The following is a 21557-nucleotide window of genomic DNA, read 5'->3' as shown; positions in this document are numbered from 1 at the left end:
TCCGGCAGACGGTGTCGAGGGTTCGATGGGTTCACGGCAGAATCAGGAAAGGCCCGCGCTCATCACGTCGTGGATGTTTTGCGCCGCTTCGGCGGCCGAACTTTGCAGGCTGTGCTGCTGCATCTGCGGGCTCAGACTGCTTTGCTGAGGGAGAATGTCTTTGCCACCGGCAATCCCCAGGCCCATTTCCAGACCTTGCTTGAAGATGTCCATCGGGTTGCTGCTGCCCAATAACTGCGACAGATCGTTGGGTTTGCTGCCCGAGGAGAACGAATCGTTGGCCGACGGTTCCTGTTGCAGACTGCCCAAACCGCCATTGCCCTGGGACGATTGCGAGCCCTGCGCACCACTGGCGCCGTCACCTGCACCCATTTGCTGGGAAATCTGCTCCAGCGCCGCACGAAATTTCGAGGTTTCACCCTTATCGAGGAAGTTGTCCTTGCCGCCGCCCTCGTCGAGTTCCTTGCTCCAGGACCCGGAATCCGGCGCGCCGAACTGGGCCTTGTTCTGGTCCATGAAATTGGCGACTTGTTGCAGGATCGGTTTATCGGCCTCGGAGAATGTCGAACCCTCGCCCTTGTCAGTCAGCGCATTGTCCAGGGACGCCTTGCCCAAACCTTGCAGGGTCTGAGACATCAAATCCGGCCCTCCCTGGCCTTTGCCACCAATGCCGGCATCCGCCGAGGCGCCAAAGTTGCTGCCCAGTTTGTCTTTGATCAGATCGCCCAACGCTTTCTTGACGGCGCTCTCTTCACCGCCCTTTCCCCCGGCCAAGGCCATGAACGGGTTCTCTTTTTTAAGTTGTTGTTCAACCATCTTGCCCAACGGCGAATCGGTATTGAGGTGGCCGCCGGACATCAGCGAACTGCTTAACTTGTCGATAACACCTTTCATTGAATTAGTTGATTCGGATGCAACGGAAGTTACGGACGCCGGAATGACGTCGCCCATCTTCAGAAGCGCACTGGCAGCGGATAGAGGATTTAACATGGAAGAGTCTCGCTAACGATCAAAAGCCCTCTGAACAAACAGAGGGCATAGGGATGATTAATAGCTGATACCTTTGGCACTTTGTGCGACGTTGGAAATTTGCTTGTTGGCCGCATCGGTCTGGGCAGAACTGATGGCCTGCAGCGTGTTGCGCTGTTCCGTCTGCATGGCCGCCTGGCCTTGCATGGTGATATTGCGGGCCGATTGTTCGTCCTGCATTTGCATCATTTTCATTTGTGCGTCGGCTGCTTTACCGCCGCCGGACATATCGGCTGCGGCCGACTGATTTTGTGCATTGCCTTTAACCGAGTTCGCGGTTTCTTTAACTGAGTTGAAACCATTCACCACAGTATTTGCTGCACCACCTACTCCACCAACAGCCATAGTCTTAACTCCACAATGAACACTCGCATCAGTGCGAGATATCCATGAGTGGAGTCGTGGCAGATTTGGGTTCCAATTTTTTTCCAGTGTTTCGTGTTTCAGGAATATATCCAGCGATTTGATGCGGTGATAAAGCGTACGCCGGGGCACGCCCAACTCCATGCTCACCGCATCGACGGACTGACCGTGGCGCTTGAGGGCCTCCTGGATCAGGATCCGTTCGATGACCCGCATCTGGGCCTTGAGGGTCTGGCTCTCGGGGTCTTCACCGGGACCGCCGCCGAGCAACGGAAAGCCCAGCACGAAACGTTTGGCTGCAGACTTCAATTCTCGAATGTTGCCGGGCCAGGAATGGCTGAGCAGCACCTGGGTCAGCGCCGCGCCGAGGGCTTTATGACCGCGGCCCAAGTCACGGGCGGCGGCAATGGAGAACTGGGAAAACAGCGGAATGATCTGGTCCCGACGCTCGCGCAATGCCGGTAACTGGATGGTCAGGACGTTGAGGCGAAAATACAGGTCGCGACGAAACAGGCCTAGCTCGACCAATTCGTCCAGAGGCCTCTGGGCCGAGGCGATCACGCACAATTCCAGCGGAATGACCGTGGTCGAGCCCAGGCGCTCGATAGCCCGGACCTCCAGCACCCGCAGCAGTTTTGCCTGGAGATTGAGCGGCATGCTGTCGATCTCGTCCAGATACAACGTGCCCCCTTGCGCCGCTTCGATGTAGCCCATCCGCGAACGACTGGCCCCGGTGAACGCGCCACTGACCACACCGAACAACTCACTTTCGGCCAGGGACTCGGGAATCGCCGCACAATTCATCGCCACAAAGCCGCCCTTGCGCTCCGACAGCACGTGAATGCGTTGCGCCAGGGTGTCTTTGCCGGTTCCGGTCTCGCCAGACAGCAGCAGATCGATGCCCAGTGGCGAGGTGCTTTGCGCAATGATTTTTATGTCAGGGAGGTCGTTATCGCAGTCAAGCTCACAATCAAAGTAATCGTACACACTCATCTACGATCTCCAGATCGGTCTACTTCAAGTTATGCCCCCGTCCACAGGCTCTGATCTTTGCCTTTGTAACTACTTGGTGACATAAGGGCTCATGACCCCTGCAGCCTTGCCATGCAGTCAATTATTTCCACGGGCGACACTTCATCCTCGGCACAAGTTGCCGAGCGAAAAAATAAAGCAATTATTCTAATTATTGGACGAGTGCAAACAATTCAGCAAGTTACTGCAGGGCCGCCGCCAGAAGTTGGCGACTTCCATTGAATAAAACGCGATTATCCAACAACCGTTAAAACAGTACTGGCAAGTAGAGATACTCTGGTGAAACCGGTTGCAGACGTACTATTCCGGTCATCGAGCACCATAATGAAGCGCAGGTAAATATCGCAGGCCTGGAAAACCAAGCGAGCTTACTTAAACTTCATTTCAATTATCTGACGGGTCATACCGGGTGGTCCGCCAATGAACATTCTCAACAAACAAAGCCGTCGGCCTCATTGTCGGAATTGAACACGAGGATACATTCGAAGTTATACATGTCAACTGTATTCTCAAAGTCTTACTCCTCTGTACGAGTTGCTTTCTTCCCTGGAGGACTTTCAGCTCAGGGCCGTTTTTATTCTCTCGAAAGAAAGACAAGTATTTCTCGGAAAGTTCCCGATGAATGTTGATTCCGTCAGAGATTGGATTTATCGCCGCGCCATTGTGTGACGCAGCGCACGGCGATCAAGCCCCGGCCTGCCTTCCTTTGGCGACTGATCACCGGCTGACAAAAAACTTTCAGAGCGTTACTCAATTTTTCGATGGAACCGAATGACTCCGGTTGACCACTCAGCGCCGCCACGAACAGCGAAGCCGATCGCCAAATGATCCTCGAAGCCTCCGGCCGCCAGCCATAAATCCCCATTCGTTTTTGATTACAACTTTGTCATTCAACTGTTGGTCGGCTGTCCGGATCACCTCAGTAACCTGAGCCCACTGACCAGATAACTGGCAGCCACCGCCCCAGACTTTAGAGAGAACCACATCATGAAAATGTTAATCCTCGGTTTCGCCGCCCTCCTCGCCACCGGTTCAGCCTTTGCCGACACTCAGCCGCAGGCGCCGGTGATTCATGACAAGACCGGTTTCTTCGTACACCTGGACGTCGACAAAGTCCTGTCCACCACTGACATCTCGCAAGAGTGCGGCATCATTCCTGCGCGACTCGATTACCTGGACCACAAGGGTCAGGAGCATGTGCTGGATTACCAGGTTGAAGGTTCCGGTTGCACGAATGATCATTGATGATGAGTCGCCAGCCGCGTGTAGCCCGCGTCATCAGCAATTGATCGGGCTACACTGGCTCACGCCCTTCACGGCGCAATGATTTCTTACGGAAACCGACCATGAACATCCTTGTCGTTGAAGACGAGCCCAAGGCAGGCAATTACCTGCTCAACGGCCTGCAGGAACTCGGTTACTCGGTCAGCCTGGCGCGCAATGGCGTGGACGGCCTGCACCTGGCCCTGGAAACCTCGTTCGACGTCATCGTGCTCGATGTCATGATGCCGAAAATGGACGGCTGGGAAGTCCTGCGGCGCTTGCGCAAGGAAGCCGATACGCCGGTGCTGTTCCTCAGTGCTCGCGACGACATCGCCGACCGCATCAAGGGCCTGGAACTGGGCGCCGACGATTACCTGATCAAACCGTTCTCCTTCGCCGAACTGGTGGCGCGCCTGCGCACCCTGACCCGACGCGGCCCGTCCCGGGAAGAAGAGCAGCTACAAATTGCCGACCTGCAAATCGACGTACTCAAACGCCGAGTCACCCGCGCTGGCGTGCGGATCACCCTGACCAACAAAGAATTCGCCCTGCTGCATTTGTTCGCCACGCATCAGGACCAAGTGCTGTCGCGCTCGCTGATTGCCTCGCGGGTGTGGGACATGAACTTCGACAGCGACACCAATGTAGTGGACGTCGCCGTGCGACGGCTGCGATTGAAAGTCGACGACCCATTCCAGCTCAAGTTGATCCACAGCGTGCGTGGTATCGGCTATCGCTTTGATACGCAGCCATGAACAGTCGACCGCATTCCCTGACCCTGCGCCTGGCGTTGCTCTTTGCCCTGCTGGCATTTGCCTCTCTGGCCACGCTGGGCGTGTGTTTGTATCGCGAGTTGGAGCGTGAGTTGATCCGCCGGGACGATGCCGCGCTGGTCAATCGCATTGATCAACTGCGCACCTTCCTTAATGACAGCAACACTCTGGACCTGATCAAGAGCAAACCGGCGCTGTTCCAGAACATGTTGGGCAACCGTGAATCCCTGCTGATGATTGGTGCGCCAGGGCAAAAGCCGTTGCTGGTGGTCAACCCCGGCAACCTCGAGATGCCGACCTTGTCGCCGGTGACAATGGACCATCCGCTGGTCCTCACCGACGTGCAGCACTTTCCCGGCGTGGACGGCGTGCCCTTCGCGGCGCTGGCAGCGACCATCGACTCGGGCGACCTCGGCAGCCTGCAAGTGGTGGCCGGGCGGTTGATGACCGAACGCACCAGCGTGCTCGCCAATTACCGACTGCGCGTTTACATCCTGGCCAGCCTGGCGGCGATCCTGCTGGCGTTGAGCGGTTATCTGCTGCTCTATCGCGGGCTGCTGCCATTGCGGCGGCTGGCCAAACACGCTCAGGGCATCGGCGTCGGCAACCTCACCGAACGCCTCGACAGCCAGGGTGCGCCGCTGGAAGTGCTGCCGATGATCGACGCTTTCAACGGCGTACTCGAGCGCCTCGCCAAAGGTTTCATCCAACTTGGCCAGGTCTCCACCGACATGGCCCACGAACTGCGCACCCCAATCAACAACCTGCTCGGCGAAACCCAAGTCGCCCTCCAGCAAAACCGCAGCGTCGAAGCCTACCAACAACTGCTCGCCTCCAACGTCGAAGAACTCGAACGGCTGGCGCGCATGCTCGACAACATGCTGTTCCTGGCCCGAACCGACCCGGCCAGCGCCCTGCGCCAACGCCAGGAGCTGGACGCCGCGGACGAAGTGGAGCGCATGGCCGATTACTTTGAAGGGCTGGCGGCGGATGTCGGGATCAGCATCAATGCCCACGGCAGCGGCGTGATCTGGGCCGAGCCGATGTTGCTGCGGCGGGCGTTGGCCAACCTGTGCTCGAACGCCATCAAGTATGGTGCGCCGGATTCGGAGCTGGTTGTCAGTGCAACGCCCTCCTCCGATGGGATCAACCTGCGGGTGAGTAACCACGGCGCGACCATAGCGCCAGAGCATCTGCCAAAACTGTTTGATCGGTTTTATCGGGTGGACGAGTCACGGGAACGGTCAGCACAATCGAATGGATTGGGGTTGTCGATTGTGGCGACGATCATGCAGTTACACAGCGGTCGGTATGGCGTCACCAGTGAAAAGGGTGTGACGTGTTTTGAATTGTTTTTTCCGGGGCGGGTGTTAGAGAGGTGAACGTGCTTGTTCGTTGATTTGAGTAACAAGCCGTGACTTGACTGGTGACCCGCCAGCTATCTCCCTATCATGCCGCCCACTGGTCCTTGCGTAAGGCGCCAGAGGACAATCATTCAAAAGGGAATAGACGTGAAAGAGTTCGTAATTGGCGTAAACAACGTAGTTCTGTATGTCGCGCTGGCCGTTATCTGGATCATGGCAGTGGTGATGGTGTTCGTTCAGGGCTTCTGGTCCGGGGCAGGCGTTTTCATTGCTGGCACCCTGACGTGGTGCATTGTTTCCGGCTTCTGGTTTGTACAGTCGGCGACTTATGAAGAACTGAAAAAGTTGAACGCCAAGTAAGGCCGACCTCAGTCGCCTTGTTCTACCGCGCGGGTCCGACGCGGAAAAATATCGGACTGTGGTACCTGCCTACACCCCCGCCTGAAAAATCTGGAGCCGACTCCGGGCTTACCTGCAAAACCTTTAACACGACAACCGACGCTCATGCATGGGCCAAAATTACCGTCTCGTCGCGAAACCACGAAGCTTTCACCTTTATCTGACAAGGGCCCTACAACTGCGCGCCTACCCTAGGCGCCGCCATGGGTTGATATCGAGGAGGGCCAGGCAAAAACAGCCCTGCGGGCAAGGACTTAACGGGTAACGTTGATGTAATCGCAATGATTAAAAACACCTGTGCAATCCAATCAGTCGAGAGCTATCTATGTCCATCGGAGCCGTATCCGCGTCAAACCCAGTGACGATCAACGGGCAAAGTTCTGCCCAAAGTCAGCCTGCGGCGAAAGAAAGCCAGAGCACCGCCCCCGTCGCCACCACGACGAGCACCGTTACGGCAGCCCTGAAAGAAGCTAACGAAACTGCAGCACAAACCGCTCAAGAGGCGGGGCATGGTGATCATCAAGCTCAGCGTTTGATGCAAAAGCACCATCATCAACCTGCGAACGCTCCGGCGCCGAAGACTGGCGTTGTGAATGGTAACGGGCAGATAACGGGCGAGATCATCAACACCAAGGCTTAATCCCTCTCGCTGGTGCGGAAGGCTGGTGAGTCCTGCGCGAGCGGGATTTGCCAGTTGCATTCAAATCACAGTGGGGCTGAGGGTTTTGCAGGTAGGCGACAACAGTCAAAATCCTGCAACGAGGGGGCAATCCCCTCGCTACAGCGCCTGGCAACTACCCAGGCTTGTGGTTATCCAGCACTCGATTGACCGCTAACTCACTCAACATGATCGCCTGTTGCAGCAACAGCATTTTGTTGCGCTGCGGCCCGTCCATTAAGCCGGCGATCTCACTCGCCATGTCGCTGGCTGAAGCCAACGATTCGCAAGTTTGGACTAGCAGCGTTTCGTCATCTACCGCTGGATCGATGAGGAAGATGATGCCGGGCTTGCGGGGCGGTATCGGCTCTTTCAGCGCCCCGGGGTTGAGGTAGAAATTGAGCGCGCGGTCGGCTGCCTCTTTGAGCTTTTTGGGGTCGAAGGAGGCGTCGTGGGGTACTGGATCTATTTCCGGGGGATTAGGTGTAACTTTGAACATAAGCTAGGTCCTCAAATGAGGCCGCAACTCTCTTGCTACTAAACGTAAGGGTGGCGGCTGTTTGCAGGTTAGTAGACCGGGGACCTAGCAATCCGGCGCGCCCTAGAGCGCCCTGCGCACAGCCACCATCAAGTGCAGGCAAACGAACGCCTGATTGATAGGTGCGTATGCACCTGCTAGGAAACCGAGCTACTAAACCCGACCACTGATGGGCAGTGGCAGGCAAACGATAGAGCCCAGGCACAAGAGGCACAAGCCGGCGGATTCTGGCGCACGCGTAGGTAAAGGCGCAAGGTTTTGTAGCCTTTAGGGCGTTACACGGAGTGTCTTTAAACACGCGAATCACAACGGTTAAACAAGACTCAAAAAACAAGAAAACGTCTGACCGTTTTTTGGGCTGGCCGCGACCAAGGGCCCACCGACGAAGATACCGGCCGGTCCGCGTTTGTCATCACGCCGACTACCATCCCCCTGCGCTACCAAATACTACTGACAGAAACTGACGGTCGTGTTTGTTACTCTTCAGGTTCATGTGGGGAAAGACGATCCCTCAGACGTTTATCTACACAATAAGAGAAGGATTCTCTAATGACACGTGCCATTACCATTATCACTGAGAACTTTTCAGATTGGGAAACCGCCCTGATCAACTCCGCTGGCCGAGCCTATTACGGCTTTGATACACGCTTCGCTACCCCCAAAGGCACGCCTGTCACCTCTTCAGGAGGCATGATCGTCACCCCGCAGTTAGCGATCGAGGACATCGCGCTCGATGAACTCGACCTGCTAATAATATGTGGAGGTACTCTCTGGCAGACCGATCAGGCCCCTAACATCACTGCCCTGGTTAGCACGGCCTATGAAAGACACACCATCGTCGCGGGCATATGCGACGGTACCCGTGTGTTAGCCCAATCGGGCATTCTCGATAACCTCCGTCATACGTCCAACTCAGCAGAGAACCTATCGAAACTGAATTATGGTGGAGCGGCTTACTATCAGGATGTCCCCTATGCCGTAGCCGATAAGCGCGTAATTACCGCTCCAGGTACTGCACCGGTTAGTTTCATGGCTAAAATCTTATGCACCTTGGGCATAGGCGACGAAAATCTCAAAGCCTACCTGGCAATGCACGCTGCGGAGCATCGCCAACCCGTCTAGACATTGTGTACTTCGGCAGCACACCAACGGCTGTAATCAGCTCCCGCTCGTATCCAAAGCAAAAAGGTGACGGATTTATTTAAGAGTTGGACCTATGAAAAACAGATCCGTCACCTTTCTGCACTCGTAGACCGTGCCAAAGGCTGGTGAGTCTTGCGAAAGCAGGATTTGCCAGTCCTGAGACCTCACCGCGCTCTCAAATTTATACGGCCTCCAGCCGGTCAGAAGTCATAGCCTCCCGCCCAGAAACACACATTGGACCCAGCTTCGAAGCTGACTCTAAACCATCGACGGTTGAAACTTATGTCAAGCCGTGGCACAAGAAGCGACTTTCTCTCGCCTCACCCCCAACTTGAAACCCTATCAACCGCCCGGTTACGGCCCGGCTCAGGATTCACATGTCCACAGAAGCTCCAACCACCGCAGCCCCCTTCTCAACCGACCGCACGATGCACTGCGTTCTCGTCGACTTTCACCTGGCTGCGCAAACCTTCGATGTCGCAGCCGATGCGGTGGAGCTTGCATCATGAAAACGATCAGATGGATGGGCGACTCGACAACGATTGGCGCCACCAAACTTCCCGATGAGCGCTGGGTAGTTGCGCCCGACAATACGGTATTCACCGCCACCAGACTGCTCAAGGCAAAGTTCGGCGAGTCTGCGGTGACCAGCGTCAACGACGGGACAAGCTCCAGTGCCATCGCCGACTGGTATAGCGGTTCACCCGCAACGCCGACAAAACCGTTAATGCCGTCGATGGAGGCGCGCCTGCTCACGCCTGAATATCAGTCCATGGATATTGGCGTACTGGAAATCGGGATCAACGACGCGACCAAGTCGACCAGTGCCGCGGACTTCGGATGGTACCTGCAGAAGATCAAGGAGGTGTTCGACAAACACGCAAAGACCTTGGTTATCTGCACACCAAACCCGATCAACCATCCAAACTTACCGCAGCTTGCCAACATTCAAGTGGCGATCAAAAGCTTTGCTTCATGGTTCAACATTCCGCTGATCGACTACTACGGGGTGATTTACGACCATCAGCCGAACTGGCGCAACCTGATGGCGGATAACGGTCATCCAGGGAACACGCTCTATAGCGTCAAGGGTTCGGTCGCCGCCGGTATCCTGGAGGGGCTGCTGCCCTAAGCTACAAAGCGATTGAGCCGGTATTCGTCCCTGGTTACACCGCGATGACCAGCGCCAATGCGGATGCTGGTTATGCCTCCTTGATGGATGCCGGGGAGCACTGGGCAGCCGAAACGAAACCCGCTGCGGCGACGTTGAGACGGATATCCCGTGCGACGGAGGCTTAGCCAGCCTCACCTCTGCCCATTCGATGAGTGGGCAAAAGAATGCAACCCCACCCTGCTACGCTTTCCATTCCAGCCAGGGAGGTGTGTTTTATGAACAGTAAGCGCAAGGATCAAGGCAACTACGGTGACGGCGCGGTGCTTCTTTTTGTACAAATGGCAGGAAGAGAATCCGAGGCAATACCTGAAATGCCGGATGAGAGTTTTCCGTACTTAATTCCTGATGACTCTGACGCAACACCGTTAAAGTCGCTACCCAAAGGTCTTGAAGTATCCACTCGTATAGCTCGTGCCGATGTACTTGATTTATCGAACGAGGTGCCTCTCGACGGCCATGTCACGATAGAAGTGAAATACCTCTAAACCAAAGACTCGTCATAGCGCGCGGGCCACCCTCAACGCTACGGATCTGCCGCCACTCAAAACCCCATTGTTCACCAGACCCATGGGGTTTTTCTTCGTAAGCACCTAGCGAAGACACCTCCCTGATGCGTCAGGGGCGGTGCCCTTTACGGCTTGTTAAATTATTCGAGGTGGTAATTCAACCAAATATGGTGCGTTCCATCGATGTCAATTGTGATCCCTCCTGACCCTGATATCCCTTTCAAACCATCCGTACCACTGCCTCCAACTATGCAGAAAAACTCATCTGCACGATCAATTCCGGTCGTGGAGGCGGAATGAATGAAGTTAAAGGAACCCTCTACCCCATTCACCGTACCCTTGAAGCTCTCCATCGCGATGTAGCTGCCCCTTCTGGACGCTTGGTCGAACGCCGCAGTAAAGGCTGTTGAAGAAATACCATCGATAGCTCCTGTATAGGACTTTTCCATGGAGCTGATCGACACTGGTAAGCCTGTTGTAATTTCGGGCGTGGGAGTCAGGTCAGTTGGTTTGAAATTCTTGGAGGAAAAAGTGGCTCGCGCTTCCATTCGGATTAGTCCTGTTCCATATGAGTTGAGCGGTCATTCTAATGCAAGAGCACCCTCACGTTGAGAACGTCAGACCGAGACCCAATGCTGGGGCAGCAGTTGGTCGATCTTACTCGCTCGCTGCGTCGGCAGGCGCGTCAGCACATCTTTGAGATACGCATAAGGATCATGCCCATTCATGCGGGCTGACTGGATCAAGCTCATGATCGCAGCTGCCCGCTTACCGCTGCGTAGCGACCCGGCGAACAACCAGTTCGAGCGTCCAAGTGCCCACGGCCTTATCTGATTTTCGACCGCGTTATTATCTATGGGCACAGCCCCGTCCTCGAGATATCGAGTCAGTGCCGTCCAGCGTTTGAGGCTGTAATCCAGCGCTTTGGCGATAGCCGACCCTTCGGGCACAAGATCGCGCTGGGCCAACATCCAGGTATGCAGTGCGTCGATAAGGGGTGCCGCTTTTCCCTGGCGTATTCGCCAGCGTTCTTCGTCGGTCATCTCCCGCGCTTGCCGTTCAATTTCGTACAACCCGCCAATTGAGTGCAGCGCCTGTTCGGCTAGTTGGCTTTTGTTCGTCGCGTGCAGATCGAAAAACTTGCGGCGTGCGTGGGCCAGGCAGCCGATTTCGGTGATGCCTTGCTGGAAGCTGGCTTTGTAGCCGGCGAAATCGTCGCAAACCAGCTTGCCATTCCACTGGCCAAGAAAGTTGCGTGCATGTTCGCCGGCACGGCTTGGGCTGAAGTCGTAAACCACCGCTTTGAGTGCCGAAAAAGGCGTGGTGCAGTAGGCCCAGACGTAAGCACGGTGGGTTTTCTTATCTCCCGGTGCGAGCATCTGCACCGGCGTTTCGTCAGCGTGGATCACGCCTTGAGCAAGCACTGTTTCGCTCAGTGCATCGACCAAGGGCTGGAGCTGCACACCGGTTTGGCCGACCCACTGCGCCAGTGTCGAGCGGGCGATAGCCAGGCCGGCGCGGCCAAAGATTTTCTCTTGGCGATACAGCGGCAAATGGTCGGCGAATTTGGCCACCATCACGTGAGCCAGCAGCCCAGCGGTCGGGATGCCCTTGTCGATTACCTGGGCCGGAACCGAAGCCTGAGTCAGCGTTTCACATTTGCGGCAGACCCATTTCCCGCGCACATGCTGCCCGACGGTGAACACGCCCGGGATGTAATCCAGCTTCTCGCTGACGTCTTCGCCGATGCGCTGGAGCTGGCAGCCGCAGGCGCACTGGGTGGTGTCGGGTTCATGATAAATCACGGTACGCGGAAACTGCGCTGGCAAGGAAACACGCTTTGGCTGCTTGCATGGTTCGGCCGGCGCAGCCGGTGGATTCAACGCCTTCAGCTCGGCTTCGATGGCCGCGATGTCGGTGCCGAGCAGATCGTCGAGCAGGCCGCCTTGGGCAGGGCTCAATTGCTCACTGCGCTTGGCAAACTTATTACGTTTGAACCAGGCGATTTCGTGGGTGAGCTGCTCGATGATGGTTTGGTCGCGGTCGTTCTTCTTGCCCATCCGGTCGACCTGCTGCCCGAGAGAATCAACCTGGGACAGCAACTGCGCCGCGAGGGCACGCAGTTGGTCAGGGGACATTTGGTCGAGATTGGGCGATGAAGTCATGCCGCGAACTTTGCCAGAGCAAGCCGTTTGCGGCGATAGACCAATGGGCTAATGGCGGGCGTTAAAGCAGTATGATTGCACCGCCAGCCCCAACGCGTTGCCAAGGCAGACCGAGCACCAAGGCCTGAAGTTGCTTGGTATCAAGCTCCATCTCGCAGCCATTCCGAATACAGGGCCAGTGAAACCTGCCTTGGTTCAACCGGCGAGCAGCCAGCCAGACGCCAATCCCGTCATGCACCAGCACTTTCATACGAGTGGCACGGCGGTTGGCGAACAGATAAGCACAGTGCGGCTTCGCCGCACCGAACACCGCGATCACCCTGGCCAGCGCCGTTTCAGTGCCGGCACGCATGTCCATGGGCTCGGTGGCGAGCCAGATGGCGTCGATGCGAATCATTGAGTGAGTCCACGGACAAAGCGGGCGCAGCCTTCAGGATCGGACGTTGGCCATTTCACTGTGATTGATTGCTCGCCAAGCGGCAACTCAATGGCCGCCAACGCTTCCACCTGCCGTTTAGGCGTAGCTTTCAACGGAACGAAAGCCGGCAACGCCACTGGTAGCTGATCACGATAAAGCGGTAGCCACTTGCGGATAACGTTGGCATTGATGCCGTGGCTGATGGCAACGCTGGATAGGGTTGCGCCCGGTTGCAGACATTCCTGAACAACCTGGGCTTTGAACGGTTTCGGGTAAGAGCTTCGTTGGCGCATGGAAATCCTGACGTTAAGGGCGATCGCGTCCGCTTAAAATGGGCATGACCCATATGCTTACTTGAAAGACGTTCTGGCGCGGCTGCCGACGCAGCGGGCGAGTGAAATTACCGAGCTGTTGCCGCATAAGTGGGCGCCCGTTTAGCCACGCAAGGTGTGCAGGACTGATGCTTGCATTCTCTTCAATGGAAATTATTAGCGCGCTTCGCTACGATCTTCGGCGCTAGCCTGAATACTCGGTATTCGAGAAAAGTCCAATCCTGAGTAAAAGCATCCGTGACGTTAAATAAATCAAGACGTCGATCGACCGTCTTGCGATCAACAACTCCAATGGGGAACTCATGGAAAGTGCACTGTTTAGAATCGAGAGTAATCGCAAGCAGCGAGAAGCAGTCATTGAGAAGGCGCTCTCCGTGTCCGCCCGTGACGCAGCATTTCTGATACAGATATATAACGTAAGGCATACACGTTATGGGCAGCACCCGCTCCCAGAGCCGATTGCAGCTTCAGAAATCGACTTACCATTTAGCGATGCAGAGATCAAAGATGCAATGTCCGACGCCTCACATTTGATCGATGCGGCTTATGATATGGGTGACGCATTTCTCGGAAAGGTCCCCGATCTTGCTGAACGTGAGCTGGCATTCCGCGAAGCCCATCCCGGCTTCTCTGAGGCCTCCTACTGGGATGCAACCGACTATGGCTGCTTTCTCGCGCGATAACGAAGTGAGCGTCCGCCCAACACACCATGCCGCCAACCAGGCTAGGTGACTTCGCCGAACGCTTATTTATCGCCATGCTTTTCTCCAGACAATAAAAAGCCCGCTCAAGGCGGGCAATTTGAAGTACTTTTTTGTTCTTCCTATATGGTATTTATAGCCAGTTGTTTTTTGACATCGGCCTTTGACCTCAACAGCCTTTGCATTGGTCTCTCAATCACAAAATGGCATCCAGCAGAAAAAATCAAAAGCGATCCAAAAAAACAACTGGCGTGACTTGATAGTAAGAATCCGCCGAAAACGCAAAGAACTTCATAAAAATCATATGCACCATGTAGATAGCAAAGCTTATCTCACCAAGAAATACGAGCACCTTATTAGCAAGTACCTTTCCTATGATGCCTTTACCTGATGCACATACCACAATCAGGATGGCAAACACCCATGATGACCCAAGAATCCTAAAAATCAACTTAGCAGGGGATTCATCATCAAAGCATGCAATAAGCATTTGATGAAAAAGGGCAACCTAAGCAACAACCATTATTATTGCTGCCACCTCAACAATACTCCACAATATTAAATTCAACTGCAACCGCCTGATATATTTATCCCATATTACCCATGAAGAAATCCCAAGACAGAATTCGAACCCCCGAAAAATAGGATTGGCATGAATAGCTGAACTTGGTGTTATCAAGCTCCCCGCCCCACCGTCTAAACCTATAAAGGCAAATGCTAGACAGGCATAGAGTATGGATATTGCGGCGGAGCATGCCAGCTTAACGAACCATGTCCTCTTGATATTCACAAGCAGTAGTGGGAATGCAAGATAAAAGAAAAGCTCGGTCGAAATACTCCACGACACAGAGTTCCAAGAGAAAATTATAGTATCGAATGGTGTGATCGATTGCAGCAGTAAAACATTGAAGCGAAGTTGAGAAAGCTTGCTGAATATACCAACACCATCATAAGTAGCCACATCACTTCTTACAAAAACGAACAGCAACACAAGGGCAAAAATATGCATTGGCCATATTCTCGAAGCCCTATCCCTAACAAACCCAAAATAACTTTTAATGCCTTTTACAGAATAAACATGACTCAATATAAACCCGGAAAGCACAAAGAAAAACTAACGCCGCTTGTTAGAGTTACCGGCGCACCTTTGAACCAAGGCCAAAATAATAGAGAGTGCAGAACTACAATCATCATCGCAGCGAAAAAACGCAAACTTGTAAGTGACTTAAGATCTTCTACTTTGCTTTTTTCTGCACGGTCCATGATGCTGCCTTTGTTTTAGATCATACGAAACGGGTTCGCATGATACCCGGCCGCCCACAAATGCAGCCAGCATCCTGGGTAGTTATCATTCATTCGGGGTGCTTGACCACTCAATTGTTTTGGGGGGACCAGGCTGGGTATCGATCTTGTTCAGCGCCAGCTTATAGGTGGCATAGTCCTTGAAGGTTGTTGTGTCGGCCTCATTCAACGACCCGGTGATGAAGGCGTCCCGCATGTCGAACGTGACATCACTGGCCTCACTCAAGAGAGTCTTGCCAGTTTGGAAGACCGGTTTGAATCCACAGATGGTGATCGGCGAGGGTGAGTGAACGGCTTTGGACCGTCGTACGGATGATGTAAGCGATCTGTGAAATGCGGTCATATAGCGGGGTATTAACCGGGTTAGGGGTTTCCAGAAAGACGGATTTCCCAGCCGCTTGCGCAACATCGATTAACTGGTTCAGGTAATAGGTGACCACATAGTCGCTTTCCCAAGCCTGATTAGCGTCGTGGACAGCAAGGTTGATGCCGATAATGTGCGCGGGAGAACTCGCCATTGCTTGAGTAAATGGCATCGTCGCCGAGGCCGCACCGATGGCAGCCTCCGGCATGTTCAACCCACTGATGCCTTTGTCCACCACTACCACATTGGAACCGTACTTGCTTTGCAGCACCGCCGGAACATTCGACGGCGATTGCATCCAGGTTTATCCGGAAGTTCCGTCCCGCCCCTGGTGGTTGAGTCCCCTCACAGGAATCTAATTTGCCCAGAAAACCCCAATATTTACTGGGCAAATAGAGCCATACAACAAACCGACATACTAACCAATGTACTTTTTGTGGAACGCTGGCCCTCGGCAAGAAGGCCTTTGTGATCAGCCGACAAGCTGAGCCTCTGCAAAGGTCTTCCCTTCGCTGCGAGATTTTGACCGGGACTTCAGCAGGCGCTGGGCAGGCTTCTCAATCATGAAATAGCTGCCGGATGCCAGGAACAGAAGCGTGGAGAAATACATCAGCGGGGTTACCGGGACTTCTGGAACGAGCGAAAACGCAAAGATTTTCATAAGGACGAGATGCAGCATGTAAATCGAAAAACTGATTTCACCGAGATAGACCAGCACGCGGTTACTCAGGACCCGGCCAACCACTCCCCTGCCCGATGCGACGGCGGCTATTAAAATCGCGAAGACCCAGCACGAACCGATGTTGTTTGTGATGATATTCGCAAGCACAAAAGACGATATGGACCCAATGAAAAGTTGTGCCCCATAGAAAATCCACCATACCGTAAAAATCAGAGCAGCAGACTCAACCAAGCTCCAAAAGGCGAATGAAGCATTGTAGTGTCGAATGTACTTATCCCAAACTACCCATAGAGACATACCCAAGCAAAACTCAAACCCACGAAAAATCGGATTGGCATACGCTGCATAGGTAATAACGACCCCGGTGTCTTTCCCTATTGAAGTTTCTGCGAATTTCATCATGGCAACCACATAAAGAACTGAAACCATGGCTGAAGCCAAAAGCTTTACCGGCCAGTTTTTCTTAATTCCGATAACCAGAAATGGAAATGCAAGATAGAAAAAAGCTCAGTAGAAATACTCCACGACACTGAATTCCAAGAGAACATTATTTTTTCAAATGGAAATATAGACTGCATCAGAGTTAAGTTCAGGACCAACTGAACAGACCTGTCAAAAAACCCTCTCCGTCAAATGTGACGTAATCATACCGAACAAACAACACCAAAAAACAAAGGGCAAACAGGTGAACAGGCCAAAGCCTCGAAAGGCGATCACGGATAAAACCAAAATAACTAGTTGCCTTTTTTGACGTATATACGTGCGTAAGAATGAACCCTGAAAGAACAAAAAGAAACTTACTCCATGGGTTAATATTTGTGGAGCACCGGAAAACCAAGGCCAGAACATTAACGAATGCAAAATCACAATCATGAGTGCAGCAAAGAATCGCAAACTCGTAAGAGGCTTTAAAGTCTCTATTGAGGTGCTACTAGCAGATACCATTTGTTTATTCTCTTTTTATTCAGAGGTTCAACAGAACCCCCATCCAATATGATGCACTGAGCGAAGTGCTCACATGCTTCCATGCGAAAAGCGAGCGGATAATATCCGCTCCCTCGCTTTACAGGTAGTGGGGAAAAAAATAAATCAAACACCCATCCGTCAAGCGGCATACCTGGCTAAGCGGCCTCGTACCAGACGTTAAGGGTGTAGGACGTTATTGTCGTAGTTGAACACCCTCACGCTGGATCCACCGGACAGAATCTGGCCTTGCAGTATCTTGCCCAGAACGTTATTCCTGCCGGAAAGCTGGTATCCGAAAGCAGCCGCGGTGAACGGAAGTACGACGTTGATATAGCCAGCTCCAGTTCCGATCCCTGCCGCCGTGATTGTGATTTGAACAAACACCAATCCGCCAATTTTACGGTATCGGAGCGGGATGTAATCTAACAATAAGAATATCCCCTATCATAAACCTACAGACGTTTACAGCATTTAAAATGCTAATCTTTAAGCGCCTTTATGGGCCAATAAACATTGGCCCAAACACACGTGTTTTGGGGAGAAATTCCCGCGCGAGCTCGCTGCCTCCGGCGGTACACCCCCCAATCCCTACAGATCGTCGCCTCACCCTCGTCCACCCCTCTCGACATCGAAGACGCCAGCGACTGGCTTGGATGCCCGACCGAACTGGAAACCGCCACTCACTACAACCGTATGCTGGAAAACGAACTCCAGAAACTGACTCTGCAACTGCGCAAAGCCCAAGAGGACATTTCAGACTTAGTGCAGATGCACACTGAAGCAATTAGCGATTGCGGCTCAACTCCTTTTCTAAACCAACGCGCAAAAGGAAAGCGCCGCTTATTCGTGAATGGGAAAGCGGCGCTTTTTTGGCTTTTGCTGTATAGCCGTAAATCGGAGGTTTTCGATTTATGCTTCAGTGAACAGTATTGCAGCCCATGCGGAGGCGCCTCACTCCCGCCACAGTGCAGGTGGTGGATGGGCGACCACGCGCGCGATCAGAGTGAGGGACTTATGGTCGGGGCTGCGTTCGGCGAATCCCAGGTTCGCCGCCCTGATGGCAGCATCCACGGAGTCAATTGCGACCAGACCTTTTCAGGTGCGCGGTAGTTCGGTTCGTCGGCCCAGACCTGAATCCCTGCGCCCGCCATACAGGGGCTGTCTGCAGGAATTACCGTTATCGCAGCCCCGCCTTGTCCATAAAATGGTTGGCTCGCCAGACATCATAGATACCGCGAGGCGAATGTTTGGGGTCGCCACTGGTTTCGCCGTACCTGATCCACTACAAGCCAAAGGCTCGGCGCCGGGAACAGATCGACGCGAAGGACCACTGGACGTCAGTGACCCCGGACTATCTGACCAAGGAGCTCACCAAGGCCCGGAACGCGGCGCACGCCTACGACAATGTGCCGGCCGGCGAGCGCCCGACTTTTCACGAGATCCGCGCTTTGGGTGCTTGGCTGTACGAGCAGCAGAAACCCCCACAGGAATTCACTCAAGCGCTGATGGGGCATGCGGACGAGAAGATGACGAAGCACAATCAAGAGGGGCACGACGAAAAGAAAATCGAGTATCTGGAGTTGCGCGCCGAATTGGCGTTCTGAGCGAGGATTTTGCAAAAGCTTCACAAATCGCAGACAACAAAAAAGGGCCCACCTTTCGGTGAGCCCTTCTAGACCGCCCAGCAGAGCGGATTTTGTTTGGTAGGCGCGATTGGACTCGAACCAACGACCCCCACCATGTCAAGGTGGTGCTCTAACCAACTGAGCTACGTGCCTGCTGTGAGGCGGCATTCTACGGAATTCCGGAGGGGTGTCAACACCTTTTTTGAGCTAACCCTATGAATATGCAAAATATTTAATTTTGCCGCTGCGAAGAAGATTTTCCGGTGGCTGGCGGCCGTTTTTTAACTCGCGTAGGATCGACGCACTCGTAAAATATATTAAACAGAGGCAGCAGGATGGCGAACACCCCTTACCCAGAGTCCTATTACGCCGCATCGGCCAATGCGGTTCCGCCGCGCCCTCTTTTGCAGGATGACGTGGAGACTGATGTCTGTGTGATTGGCGCCGGTTACACCGGGTTGTCCTCTGCCCTGTTTCTGCTGGAGAACGGTTTTCGGGTAACGGTGCTGGAGGCGGCCAAGGTCGGGTTTGGGGCGTCGGGGCGCAATGGTGGCCAGATCGTTAACAGCTATAGCCGTGACATTGATGTGATCGAGCGCAGTGTCGGCCCTAAACAAGCTCAGTTGCTGGGGCAGATGGCGTTTGAAGGTGGGCGGATCATTCGTGAGCGGGTCGCCAAATATAATATCCAGTGCGACTTGAAGGACGGCGGTGTGTTCGCCGCCATCACGGCCAAGCAGATGGGTCATCTGGAATCCCAGAAGCGTTTGTGGGAGCGCTTCGGTCACTCGCAGCTTGAGTTGCTGGACCAAAAGCGCATCCGTGAAGTGGTGGGCTGCGACCAGTATGTCGGCGGCATGCTCGACATGAGCGGCGGGCACATTCATCCGTTGAACCTGGCGCTCGGTGAAGCAGCCGCTGTCGAGTCGCTGGGCGGCACTATTTATGAACAGTCTCCGGCGGTGCGCATCGAGCGCGGTGCGAACCCGGTGGTGCATACGCCACAGGGTAAGGTCAGGGCCAAGTTCATTATCGTGGCGGGCAATGCTTACCTCGGTAATCTGGTGCCGGAGTTGGCCGCGAAGTCGATGCCGTGCGGGACTCAGGTGATTACCACTGAACCGCTGGGCGATGCGCTGGCCAAAAGCTTGTTGCCACAGGATTACTGCGTCGAAGACTGCAACTACCTGCTCGATTATTACCGTCTGACCGGCGACAAGCGTTTGGTTTTCGGTGGGGGCGTGGTGTATGGCGCGCGGGATCCGGCAAATATTGAAGCGATTATTCGGCCGAAGATGCTTAAGGCTTTTCCGCAGCTTAAAGACGTGAAAATTGATTACGCCTGGACCGGAAACTTCCTGCTGACGCTGTCGCGTCTTCCGCAGGTTGGGCGGCTGGGGGATAACATTTATTACTCTCAGGGTTGCAGTGGGCATGGTGTGACTTACACGCATTTGGCGGGCAAGGTGTTGGCCGAGGCGTTGCGCGGCCAGGCCGAGCGGTTTGATGCGTTTGCGGATTTGCCGCACTACCCGTTTCCGGGTGGGCAACTGCTGCGCACACCGTTTGCGGCGTTGGGTGCGTGGTATTACGGGTTGCGGGACAAGTTTGGATACTAAGCAACACCACTATCCCATGTGGGAGCGGGCTTGCTTGCGAAAGCGGTGTGTCAGTCAATAAAGATTTCGACTGATACGACGCCTTCGCGAGCAAGCCCGCTCCCACATTGGGTTCTGCGTATAGACGATTAGCTCGGGAAATCAGCGCCTTCGCTGACACTCGCCCAACCTTCGAAGTCCTTGCGCAGGGCTTCGATCTTGCCGCGTCCACCGGCCAGTGCCGCTTTGCCCAATAACAGACGCAATGGCGGGTTCTCGGCCTCGACCGCATTGACGATCGCCACCGCTGCCCGCACCGGGTCGCCCGGTTGCTTGCCGTTGTAGCCGCGGATCATGTCGAGGCGTTTGCCAGCCGTTTCACGGTAGTCGTCGATGGTCTGGCTCGCTTCGTTGGCCGAGCGCCCCGCCCAATCGGTGCGGAAACCGCTTGGCTCGACGATCAGGACTTTGATGCCCAGCGGTGCGACTTCCTGGGCCAGGGATTCAGAAATGCCTTCCACCGCAAACTTGGTCGCGTGGTAAAAACTCACCGCCGGAAACGCTACGATGCCGCCGACGGAAGAGATGTTCACCACCGAGCCGCTGCGCTGCTGGCGCATGCCTGGCAGCACTGCGCGGGTCATCTCGACGAGGCCCCAGACGTTGATGTCCATCATCTTGCGCACTTCACCCAGATCGCTTTCTTCGAAGGAGCCGAAGTAGCCGATCCCTGCGTTGTTCACCAACACATCGATACGGCCGAAACGCGCTTGTGCGGCCTCAACGGCAGCGTTGATCTGTGCCGGGTCGGTGACGTCCAGCTTCAAGACCAGTGCGATGTCTTCGTGCCCTTTGACGATGTCTTCGACCTGCGCCGGGTTACGCGCCGTGACCACGGTCGGGTAGCCGAGGCTGAGGGTGTGCAAGGCCAGTTGCCGGCCGAAACCTGTTGAACAGCCGGTGATGAACCAGACCGGTTTGGATGTCGATGCAGTCATGCGGATCTTCCTCCAGGTAGCTGCCCGCAGGTGCGAGCCATGGCACTGAGTATGGACACGTCTGGCTTTGCGCCGAGGCTTTTATTGATTTCTTGAAGGGAGATGCTGCAAACAATTACCCACCAACAACACACAACCCCAGAGGGAGCGAGCTTGCTCGCGAT

The 21557-nt window shown here is 54.5% G+C and carries 24 protein-coding genes, 1 tRNA gene and 2 pseudogenes; 12 read left to right on the top strand and 15 right to left on the bottom strand.

The window, feature by feature from the left end; translation table 11 throughout:
- Nucleotides 1–42 precede the first annotated feature (42 nt).
- The 3 genes and pseudogenes from RHM58_RS19755 to RHM58_RS19745 form a co-directional block, all read right to left on the bottom strand.
- The gene (locus RHM58_RS19755; RefSeq protein WP_277952926.1) at nt 43–951 is read right to left on the bottom strand and encodes a hypothetical protein; all 909 of its coding nucleotides are present in this window, start codon (nt 949–951) and stop codon (nt 43–45) included.
- Between the two features lie 96 nt (nt 952–1047).
- The gene (locus RHM58_RS19750) at nt 1048–1416 is read right to left on the bottom strand and encodes a hypothetical protein (RefSeq protein WP_416195330.1); all 369 of its coding nucleotides are present in this window, start codon (nt 1414–1416) and stop codon (nt 1048–1050) included.
- A 63-nt stretch (nt 1417–1479) separates the two neighbouring features.
- A pseudogene (locus RHM58_RS19745) lies at nt 1480–2385 on the bottom strand (sigma 54-interacting transcriptional regulator); the annotation flags it as partial.
- 1026 nt (nt 2386–3411) lie between these two features.
- On the opposite strand from RHM58_RS19745, the gene RHM58_RS19740 reads away from it, so the two are divergent.
- The 5 genes from RHM58_RS19740 to RHM58_RS19720 all read left to right on the top strand — a co-directional run bounded on the left by RHM58_RS19740 (nt 3412) and on the right by RHM58_RS19720 (nt 6863).
- Nucleotides 3412–3669 (top strand): DUF2790 domain-containing protein, encoded by a 258-nt coding sequence (locus RHM58_RS19740; RefSeq protein ID WP_201257316.1) that lies wholly within the window; start codon nt 3412–3414, stop codon nt 3667–3669.
- Nucleotides 3670–3770: 101 nt separating this feature from the next.
- A complete protein-coding gene (locus RHM58_RS19735) occupies nt 3771–4442 on the top strand; it encodes a heavy metal response regulator transcription factor (protein ID WP_201257317.1) in 672 nt (223 codons plus the stop codon).
- Complete coding sequence (locus RHM58_RS19730) at nt 4439–5842, top strand: heavy metal sensor histidine kinase (protein WP_201257318.1); 1404 nt, start codon at nt 4439–4441, stop codon at nt 5840–5842. The genes RHM58_RS19735 and RHM58_RS19730 overlap by 4 nt, the downstream gene beginning before the upstream one ends.
- Nucleotides 5843–5971: 129 nt before the next feature.
- Nucleotides 5972–6184, top strand: coding sequence for a hypothetical protein (locus tag RHM58_RS19725; RefSeq protein ID WP_201257319.1), 213 nt, complete (start codon nt 5972–5974; stop codon nt 6182–6184).
- A 364-nt stretch (nt 6185–6548) separates the two neighbouring features.
- Nucleotides 6549–6863, top strand: a complete 315-nt coding sequence (locus RHM58_RS19720) for a hypothetical protein (protein WP_322267929.1) — start codon at nt 6549–6551, stop codon at nt 6861–6863.
- Nucleotides 6864–7017: 154 nt separating this feature from the next.
- On the opposite strand, the gene RHM58_RS19715 is transcribed toward RHM58_RS19720, so the two are convergent.
- Nucleotides 7018–7380 carry a DUF6124 family protein gene (locus RHM58_RS19715; RefSeq protein WP_201257322.1) on the bottom strand — a complete coding sequence of 121 codons (363 nt, stop codon included), beginning with the start codon at nt 7378–7380 and terminating at the stop codon, nt 7018–7020.
- Between the two features lie 588 nt (nt 7381–7968).
- Here RHM58_RS19715 and RHM58_RS19710 point away from each other — a divergent pair.
- From RHM58_RS19710 to RHM58_RS19700, 3 genes are all read left to right on the top strand, one after another.
- Nucleotides 7969–8541, top strand: a complete 573-nt coding sequence (locus tag RHM58_RS19710; protein WP_322267928.1) for a DJ-1/PfpI family protein — start codon at nt 7969–7971, stop codon at nt 8539–8541.
- Nucleotides 8542–9067: 526 nt separating this feature from the next.
- The gene (locus RHM58_RS19705; protein ID WP_322267927.1) at nt 9068–9694 is read left to right on the top strand and encodes an SGNH/GDSL hydrolase family protein; all 627 of its coding nucleotides are present in this window, start codon (nt 9068–9070) and stop codon (nt 9692–9694) included.
- Nucleotides 9695–9951: 257 nt separating this feature from the next.
- Complete coding sequence (locus RHM58_RS19700; RefSeq protein ID WP_322267926.1) at nt 9952–10221, top strand: hypothetical protein; 270 nt, start codon at nt 9952–9954, stop codon at nt 10219–10221.
- A 161-nt stretch (nt 10222–10382) separates the two neighbouring features.
- Here the strand turns inward: RHM58_RS19700 and RHM58_RS19695 are convergent, their stop codons facing one another.
- From RHM58_RS19695 to tnpA, 4 genes are all read right to left on the bottom strand, one after another.
- Nucleotides 10383–10790: a DUF3224 domain-containing protein gene (locus RHM58_RS19695; protein WP_030131260.1), complete on the bottom strand. Its 408-nt coding sequence runs from the start codon at nt 10788–10790 to the stop codon at nt 10383–10385.
- A gap of 69 nt (nt 10791–10859) precedes the next feature.
- On the bottom strand, nt 10860–12407 hold the full coding sequence (gene tnpC, locus RHM58_RS19690) for an IS66 family transposase (RefSeq protein WP_322267925.1): 1548 nt from the start codon (nt 12405–12407) through the stop codon (nt 10860–10862).
- A gap of 61 nt (nt 12408–12468) precedes the next feature.
- Nucleotides 12469–12804 carry an IS66 family insertion sequence element accessory protein TnpB gene (gene tnpB / locus RHM58_RS19685; protein ID WP_322267924.1) on the bottom strand — a complete coding sequence of 112 codons (336 nt, stop codon included), beginning with the start codon at nt 12802–12804 and terminating at the stop codon, nt 12469–12471.
- The gene (tnpA, locus tag RHM58_RS19680) at nt 12801–13118 is read right to left on the bottom strand and encodes an IS66-like element accessory protein TnpA (protein WP_322267923.1); all 318 of its coding nucleotides are present in this window, start codon (nt 13116–13118) and stop codon (nt 12801–12803) included. The genes tnpB and tnpA overlap by 4 nt, the downstream gene beginning before the upstream one ends.
- Nucleotides 13119–13155: 37 nt before the next feature.
- On the opposite strand from tnpA, the pseudogene RHM58_RS19675 reads away from it, so the two are divergent.
- Nucleotides 13156–13263 (top strand): annotated as a pseudogene (locus tag RHM58_RS19675) (transposase domain-containing protein); the annotation flags it as partial.
- A 196-nt stretch (nt 13264–13459) separates the two neighbouring features.
- The gene (locus tag RHM58_RS19670) at nt 13460–13840 is read left to right on the top strand and encodes a hypothetical protein (RefSeq protein WP_322267922.1); all 381 of its coding nucleotides are present in this window, start codon (nt 13460–13462) and stop codon (nt 13838–13840) included.
- Nucleotides 13841–14366: 526 nt separating this feature from the next.
- Here the strand turns inward: RHM58_RS19670 and RHM58_RS19665 are convergent.
- The 5 genes from RHM58_RS19665 to RHM58_RS19645 form a co-directional block, all read right to left on the bottom strand.
- Entirely contained in the window at nt 14367–14963 is a 597-nt protein-coding gene (locus RHM58_RS19665) for an acyltransferase family protein (protein ID WP_322267921.1), read from the bottom strand.
- Entirely contained in the window at nt 14942–15121 is a 180-nt protein-coding gene (locus RHM58_RS19660) for a hypothetical protein (protein WP_322267920.1), read from the bottom strand. The genes RHM58_RS19665 and RHM58_RS19660 overlap by 22 nt, the downstream gene beginning before the upstream one ends.
- Before the next feature lie 85 nt (nt 15122–15206).
- Nucleotides 15207–15386, bottom strand: a complete 180-nt coding sequence (locus tag RHM58_RS19655; protein ID WP_322267919.1) for a hypothetical protein — start codon at nt 15384–15386, stop codon at nt 15207–15209.
- Entirely contained in the window at nt 15379–15822 is a 444-nt protein-coding gene (locus tag RHM58_RS19650; RefSeq protein ID WP_322267918.1) for a hypothetical protein, read from the bottom strand. The genes RHM58_RS19655 and RHM58_RS19650 overlap by 8 nt, the downstream gene beginning before the upstream one ends.
- A 174-nt stretch (nt 15823–15996) precedes the next feature.
- Nucleotides 15997–16647 (bottom strand): hypothetical protein, encoded by a 651-nt coding sequence (locus RHM58_RS19645; RefSeq protein ID WP_322267917.1) that lies wholly within the window; start codon nt 16645–16647, stop codon nt 15997–15999.
- 1772 nt (nt 16648–18419) lie between these two features.
- On the opposite strand from RHM58_RS19645, the gene RHM58_RS19640 reads away from it, so the two are divergent.
- Nucleotides 18420–18776, top strand: coding sequence for an integrase (locus RHM58_RS19640; protein WP_322267916.1), 357 nt, complete (start codon nt 18420–18422; stop codon nt 18774–18776).
- A gap of 97 nt (nt 18777–18873) precedes the next feature.
- Here the strand turns inward: RHM58_RS19640 and RHM58_RS19635 are convergent.
- Nucleotides 18874–18950 (bottom strand) — tRNA-Val (locus RHM58_RS19635).
- A 182-nt stretch (nt 18951–19132) separates the two neighbouring features.
- Between RHM58_RS19635 and RHM58_RS19630 the strand changes: the two genes are divergently transcribed.
- A complete protein-coding gene (locus RHM58_RS19630) occupies nt 19133–20416 on the top strand; it encodes an NAD(P)/FAD-dependent oxidoreductase (RefSeq protein WP_322267915.1) in 1284 nt (427 codons plus the stop codon).
- A 128-nt stretch (nt 20417–20544) separates the two neighbouring features.
- Here RHM58_RS19630 and RHM58_RS19625 read toward each other — a convergent pair whose 3' ends face one another.
- Complete coding sequence (locus tag RHM58_RS19625) at nt 20545–21393, bottom strand: oxidoreductase (protein WP_322267914.1); 849 nt, start codon at nt 21391–21393, stop codon at nt 20545–20547.
- Nucleotides 21394–21557 lie beyond the last annotated feature (164 nt).

This window comes from Pseudomonas sp. 10S4, assembly GCF_034344865.1.
Taxonomy (GTDB): Bacteria; Pseudomonadota; Gammaproteobacteria; order Pseudomonadales; family Pseudomonadaceae; genus Aquipseudomonas.
Note: the sequence above shows the minus strand (reverse complement) of the source record. Positions and strands in the feature narration are given on the sequence as shown.

Bases quoted from the DNA above. Each gene is read 5' to 3' on its own strand.
- RHM58_RS19755 (WP_277952926.1), bottom strand. From the start codon at position 951: ATGGGCGACGTCATTCCGGCGTCCGTAACTTCCGTTGCATCCGAATCA.
- RHM58_RS19740 (WP_201257316.1), top strand. From the start codon at position 3,412: ATGAAAATGTTAATCCTCGGTTTCGCCGCCCTCCTCGCCACCGGTTCA.
- RHM58_RS19735 (WP_201257317.1), top strand. From the start codon at position 3,771: ATGAACATCCTTGTCGTTGAAGACGAGCCCAAGGCAGGCAATTACCTG.
- RHM58_RS19730 (WP_201257318.1), top strand. From the start codon at position 4,439: ATGAACAGTCGACCGCATTCCCTGACCCTGCGCCTGGCGTTGCTCTTT.
- RHM58_RS19720 (WP_322267929.1), top strand. From the start codon at position 6,549: ATGTCCATCGGAGCCGTATCCGCGTCAAACCCAGTGACGATCAACGGG.
- RHM58_RS19715 (WP_201257322.1), bottom strand. From the start codon at position 7,380: ATGTTCAAAGTTACACCTAATCCCCCGGAAATAGATCCAGTACCCCAC.
- RHM58_RS19710 (WP_322267928.1), top strand. From the start codon at position 7,969: ATGACACGTGCCATTACCATTATCACTGAGAACTTTTCAGATTGGGAA.
- RHM58_RS19705 (WP_322267927.1), top strand. From the start codon at position 9,068: ATGAAAACGATCAGATGGATGGGCGACTCGACAACGATTGGCGCCACC.
- RHM58_RS19700 (WP_322267926.1), top strand. From the start codon at position 9,952: ATGAACAGTAAGCGCAAGGATCAAGGCAACTACGGTGACGGCGCGGTG.
- RHM58_RS19695 (WP_030131260.1), bottom strand. From the start codon at position 10,790: ATGGAAGCGCGAGCCACTTTTTCCTCCAAGAATTTCAAACCAACTGAC.
- tnpC (WP_322267925.1), bottom strand. From the start codon at position 12,407: ATGACTTCATCGCCCAATCTCGACCAAATGTCCCCTGACCAACTGCGT.
- tnpB (WP_322267924.1), bottom strand. From the start codon at position 12,804: ATGATTCGCATCGACGCCATCTGGCTCGCCACCGAGCCCATGGACATG.
- tnpA (WP_322267923.1), bottom strand. From the start codon at position 13,118: ATGCGCCAACGAAGCTCTTACCCGAAACCGTTCAAAGCCCAGGTTGTT.
- RHM58_RS19670 (WP_322267922.1), top strand. From the start codon at position 13,460: ATGGAAAGTGCACTGTTTAGAATCGAGAGTAATCGCAAGCAGCGAGAA.
- RHM58_RS19660 (WP_322267920.1), bottom strand. From the start codon at position 15,121: ATGGACCGTGCAGAAAAAAGCAAAGTAGAAGATCTTAAGTCACTTACA.
- RHM58_RS19650 (WP_322267918.1), bottom strand. From the start codon at position 15,822: ATGCAATCGCCGTCGAATGTTCCGGCGGTGCTGCAAAGCAAGTACGGT.
- RHM58_RS19630 (WP_322267915.1), top strand. From the start codon at position 19,133: ATGGCGAACACCCCTTACCCAGAGTCCTATTACGCCGCATCGGCCAAT.
- RHM58_RS19625 (WP_322267914.1), bottom strand. From the start codon at position 21,393: ATGACTGCATCGACATCCAAACCGGTCTGGTTCATCACCGGCTGTTCA.